The organism is Exiguobacterium sp. A1_3_1, from assembly GCF_048985645.1.
GTDB lineage: Bacteria > Bacillota > Bacilli > Exiguobacteriales > Exiguobacteriaceae > Exiguobacterium_A > Exiguobacterium_A indicum.
Map to the genome: position 1 here is coordinate 1 of NZ_WBYY01000240.1, position 3806 is coordinate 3806.

Genomic DNA, 3806 nt, shown 5'->3' on the forward strand with positions numbered 1-3806 from the left:
CGCCACATATTGGAGATCGCTTGAAACATTAGATCACCTCAACCGTACCGCCGGCAGCTTCGATTGCTTGCTTCGCAGCGTCGGAGAACTTATGAGCTTTGACTGTTAGTTTCTTTTCGATCTTACCGTTAGAAAGAATTTTCACGCCGTCTTTCATGCCTTTGACTGCACGAGTCTCGACAAGAAGTTCTGGAGTGACTTCAGTTCCTTCTTCAAAACGGTTGAGTGTGTCAAGGTTAATGACCGCGAACTCTTTACGAGTTGGGTTGTTGAAGCCGCGTTTTGGTAAACGACGGTAAAGTGGGTTTTGTCCACCTTCGAAACCTGGACGAACACCACCGCCTGAACGAGCTTTTTGACCTTTGTGACCACGGCCAGAAGTCTTACCGTTACCAGAAGACATACCGCGACCTACACGGTTGCGTTCTGAACGTGAACCAGCAGCTGGTTTCAATTCATGGAGTTTCATAGTGGGGCACCTCCTCATAAAATTATATCGAACTATTACTCTTGAATTTCTTTTACTGTCACTAAGTGTGACACGTGGTTAATCATCCCACGCATAGCAGCGTTGTCAGGTACGACAACAGTCTGGTGCATCTTACGGAGACCAAGCGTACGAGTAGTAACGCGTTGGTTCTCCGGACGACCGATCATGCTGCGTGTGAGGGTAACTGCGAGTTTCGCCATCTGTTTTCCCTCCCTTTCTTAACCGCGAAGTTCTTCGACGGTTTTACCGCGGAGTTTCGCAACTTCTTCAGCACGTTTGAGTGATGTGAGACCTTCGACAGTCGCACGAACCATGTTGATTGGAGTGCTTGATCCAAGTGATTTTGAAAGAATGTCGTTGATTCCCGCTAATTCGAGAACCGCACGAACTGGACCACCAGCGATGACTCCAGTACCTTCAGAAGCAGGCTTCAAGAAGACGTGACCTGCACCGAATACACCGTTGACTTCGTGTGGAATTGTTGTGTTAACGATTGGAACGTTAACCATGTTTTTCTTAGCATCTTCGATTGCTTTACGGATCGCTTCAGGCACTTCCTGAGCTTTACCCGTACCGAAACCTACGTGACCATTCTTGTCACCAACGACGACGAGGGCAGCAAAACGGAAGCGACGGCCACCTTTTACTACTTTCGCGACGCGGTTTACGGTAACAACGCGTTCTTCGAGTTGATCCATGTTAATTTCTAACTGGCGCATGTAGAGGTTCCCTCCTTTTCTATTAGAATTTGAGACCAGCTTCACGAGCTGCTTCAGCTACAGCTTTGATACGTCCATGATAGAGATATCCTCCACGGTCGAAAACGACTGTTTCGATACCTTTTTCAAGAGCGCGCTCAGCTGCGAGCTTACCAACTGCTGCCGCAGCGTCAGTCGTGTTGCCTTTTTCAAGGTCGAGTGATGATGCAGATGCGAGTGTTGCATGTGTTGCATCGTCAATGACTTGTACGTAAATGTTCTTGTTCGAACGGAATACGTTCATACGTGGACGTGTTGCAGTCCCGATGATTGTACGACGGACACGACCATGACGTTTTTTACGCGTAGCGTTTTTATCTGCCTTTGAGATCATTTATGCCACTCCTTTCCGGTCAATTCGCATTCGCGAATTACTTACCTGTTTTACCTTCTTTACGACGAACGACTTCATCACTGTAGCGAATACCTTTACCTTTGTACGGCTCAGGTTGACGGTACGAACGGATCAATGCAGCGACGTGACCAACACGTTCTTTGCTGATTCCGCGAACGATGAGTTGCGTATTCGTAGGAACTTCGACTTCGATGCCTTGTTCCGGAGTGTACTCGATTGGGTGTGAGTAACCGAGGTTGAGTACGATTTTGTTACCTTGCTTTTGTGCACGGTAACCAACACCTTGGATATCGAGTGTCTTAGCGAAACCGTTGCTTACACCTTCGACCATGTTCGCGATAAGCGCACGAGTCGTTCCGTGGATCGTACGGCTTGCTTTCTCGTCGTTCGGACGAGTGACAGTCAATTCATTACCTTCTACGTTGATCGCCATAGCTGGGCTGAACTCGCGTGAGAGTTCCCCTTTAGGACCTTTTACCGTAACCGTGTTGTTTTCAACTGTTACTGTAACGCCTGCTGGGATGACGACTGGCTTTTTACCAATACGTGACATTTAAGACACCTCCGTTCTTTTTATGCGTGTATTACCAGATGTATGCGATCACTTCGCCGCCGACTTTTTGTTGGCGAGCTTCTTTATCAGTCATTACACCTTTAGATGTTGAAACGATAGCGATTCCGAGACCACCGAGTACTTTCGGGATTTCATCAGCTTTCGCGTAAACGCGAAGACCTGGTTTCGAGATACGTTTGAGTCCAGTGATAACGCGCTCGTTGCTTGCGCCGTATTTAAGGAATACGCGGAGCGTACCTTGTTTGCTGTCCTCGAGATATTCAACATCGCGGATGAAACCTTCACGTTTGAGGATTTCAGCGACTTCACGTTTGATTGTAGAAGCTGGCATTTCCAACTTCTCATGGCGAACCATGTTTGCATTACGAATGCGTGTAAGCATATCTGCAATCGGATCTGTCATAACCATGCGATGTACCTCCTTTCACAACTTTAATGAATTACCAGCTTGCTTTTTTAACACCAGGGATTTGACCTTTATGAGCAAGATCACGGAACTTAATACGGCTGATACCGAATTTACCAATGTAACCGTGTGGACGGCCAGTGATACTACAACGGTTGTGTAAACGAACCGCTGAAGAGTTACGTGGGAGTTTGCTCAAGCCGATGTAGTCGCCTTGTGCTTTCAATTCTGCGCGTTTTTCAGCGTAGCGCTCAACGAGTGCTTGGCGTTTTACTTCACGTGCGATCATTGATTTCTTAGCCATGTTGTCGACCTCCCTTATTTTTGGAATGGCATGCCGAGTGCAGTGAGAAGCTCACGTGACTCTTCATCCGTGTTAGCAGTAGTTACGATAACGATGTCCATACCACGGACTTTCGATACGCGATCGTAGTCGATCTCTGGGAAGATCAATTGTTCCTTCACGCCTAGCGTGTAGTTACCACGGCCATCGAAAGATTTTTTCGATACGCCACGGAAGTCACGTACACGTGGAAGTGACACGTTGATCAACTTGTCGAGGAATTCGTACATGCGCTCGCCACGAAGTGTAACCTTCGCACCGATTGGCATACCTTCACGAAGTTTGAAACCAGCGATTGATTTCTTAGCTTTCGTGATGAGTGGTTTCTGACCAGTGAGGAGCTGAAGCTCTTCAACTGCCATGTCAAGTGCCTTAGAGTTCGTAACAGCGTCACCAACACCCATGTTGATTACGATTTTATCGACTTTCGGCGCTTGCATTACAGAACTGTAATTGAATTTCTCCATCATTACTTTGACGATTTCGTCTTGGTATTTAGCTTTTAAACGGTTCATCAGAAAGTGGACCTCCTTTCTTTAAATCTTCTTATTTATCTAAAGCTTCGCCCGATTTTTTAGCGATACGTACTTTCTTGCCGTCAACCACAGTGAAACCAACGCGTGTTGGGTTACCTGTCTTAGGGTCGATGAGCATAACGTTCGATACGTGAATCGGTGCTTCTTTCTCGACAATTCCGCCTTGCGGGTTGAGTTGAGAAGGTTTTGAGTGTTTTTTGATCATGTTAACGCCTTCGACGATTACGCGATCTTTTTTAGGCATAGCTGTAAGGACAACGCCTTGTTTGCCTTTGTCTTTACCAGTCATAACCTGAACTTTATCACCTTTTTTGACATGCATCGTTAGAGCACCTCCTTGTAGG

Annotated in this window: 9 protein-coding genes; all 9 read right to left on the reverse strand. The window is 46.7% G+C overall.

Translation table 11 applies throughout. The features are described 5' to 3' along the window. Positions 1-28 precede the first annotated feature (28 nt). The 9 genes from rplO to rplX are packed head-to-tail and all read right to left on the reverse strand — an operon-like array spanning position 29 to position 3784. On the reverse strand, positions 29-469 hold the full coding sequence (rplO, locus tag F8N00_RS16910) for a 50S ribosomal protein L15 (RefSeq protein WP_035399353.1): 441 nt from the start codon (positions 467-469) through the stop codon (positions 29-31). Positions 470-504: 35 nt separating this feature from the next. Then, positions 505-690 carry a 50S ribosomal protein L30 gene (gene rpmD, locus F8N00_RS16915; protein ID WP_023466640.1) on the reverse strand — a complete coding sequence of 62 codons (186 nt, stop codon included), beginning with the start codon at positions 688-690 and terminating at the stop codon, positions 505-507. Positions 691-708: 18 nt separating this feature from the next. Beyond that, on the reverse strand, positions 709-1209 hold the full coding sequence (gene rpsE, locus F8N00_RS16920) for a 30S ribosomal protein S5 (RefSeq protein WP_023466639.1): 501 nt from the start codon (positions 1207-1209) through the stop codon (positions 709-711). Between the two features lie 22 nt (positions 1210-1231). Beyond that, positions 1232-1582, reverse strand: a complete 351-nt coding sequence (rplR, locus tag F8N00_RS16925) for a 50S ribosomal protein L18 (protein WP_023466638.1) — start codon at positions 1580-1582, stop codon at positions 1232-1234. A 37-nt stretch (positions 1583-1619) separates the two neighbouring features. Further along, positions 1620-2156 carry a 50S ribosomal protein L6 gene (gene rplF / locus F8N00_RS16930; RefSeq protein WP_023466637.1) on the reverse strand — a complete coding sequence of 179 codons (537 nt, stop codon included), beginning with the start codon at positions 2154-2156 and terminating at the stop codon, positions 1620-1622. A 31-nt stretch (positions 2157-2187) separates the two neighbouring features. Continuing rightward, positions 2188-2586: a 30S ribosomal protein S8 gene (gene rpsH, locus F8N00_RS16935; RefSeq protein ID WP_012369023.1), complete on the reverse strand. Its 399-nt coding sequence runs from the start codon at positions 2584-2586 to the stop codon at positions 2188-2190. 31 nt (positions 2587-2617) lie between these two features. Continuing rightward, positions 2618-2887, reverse strand: coding sequence for a 30S ribosomal protein S14 (rpsN, locus tag F8N00_RS16940; RefSeq protein WP_023466636.1), 270 nt, complete (start codon positions 2885-2887; stop codon positions 2618-2620). 14 nt (positions 2888-2901) lie between these two features. Continuing rightward, complete coding sequence (gene rplE / locus F8N00_RS16945) at positions 2902-3441, reverse strand: 50S ribosomal protein L5 (protein WP_023466635.1); 540 nt, start codon at positions 3439-3441, stop codon at positions 2902-2904. A gap of 31 nt (positions 3442-3472) precedes the next feature. Beyond that, positions 3473-3784: a 50S ribosomal protein L24 gene (rplX, locus tag F8N00_RS16950; RefSeq protein ID WP_012369020.1), complete on the reverse strand. Its 312-nt coding sequence runs from the start codon at positions 3782-3784 to the stop codon at positions 3473-3475. Between the last annotated feature and the right edge of the window lie 22 nt (positions 3785-3806).

What these genes read in the sequence shown, in the direction of transcription:
- rplX (WP_012369020.1), bottom strand. Translation starts at nt 3,784, where the DNA reads ATGCATGTCAAAAAAGGTGATAAAGTTCAGGTTATGACTGGTAAAGAC.
- rpsN (WP_023466636.1), bottom strand. Translation starts at nt 2,887, where the DNA reads ATGGCTAAGAAATCAATGATCGCACGTGAAGTAAAACGCCAAGCACTC.
- rplE (WP_023466635.1), bottom strand. Translation starts at nt 3,441, where the DNA reads ATGAACCGTTTAAAAGCTAAATACCAAGACGAAATCGTCAAAGTAATG.
- rplO (WP_035399353.1), bottom strand. Translation starts at nt 469, where the DNA reads ATGAAACTCCATGAATTGAAACCAGCTGCTGGTTCACGTTCAGAACGC.
- rplF (WP_023466637.1), bottom strand. Translation starts at nt 2,156, where the DNA reads ATGTCACGTATTGGTAAAAAGCCAGTCGTCATCCCAGCAGGCGTTACA.
- rplR (WP_023466638.1), bottom strand. Translation starts at nt 1,582, where the DNA reads ATGATCTCAAAGGCAGATAAAAACGCTACGCGTAAAAAACGTCATGGT.
- rpsH (WP_012369023.1), bottom strand. Translation starts at nt 2,586, where the DNA reads ATGGTTATGACAGATCCGATTGCAGATATGCTTACACGCATTCGTAAT.
- rpsE (WP_023466639.1), bottom strand. Translation starts at nt 1,209, where the DNA reads ATGCGCCAGTTAGAAATTAACATGGATCAACTCGAAGAACGCGTTGTT.
- rpmD (WP_023466640.1), bottom strand. Translation starts at nt 690, where the DNA reads ATGGCGAAACTCGCAGTTACCCTCACACGCAGCATGATCGGTCGTCCG.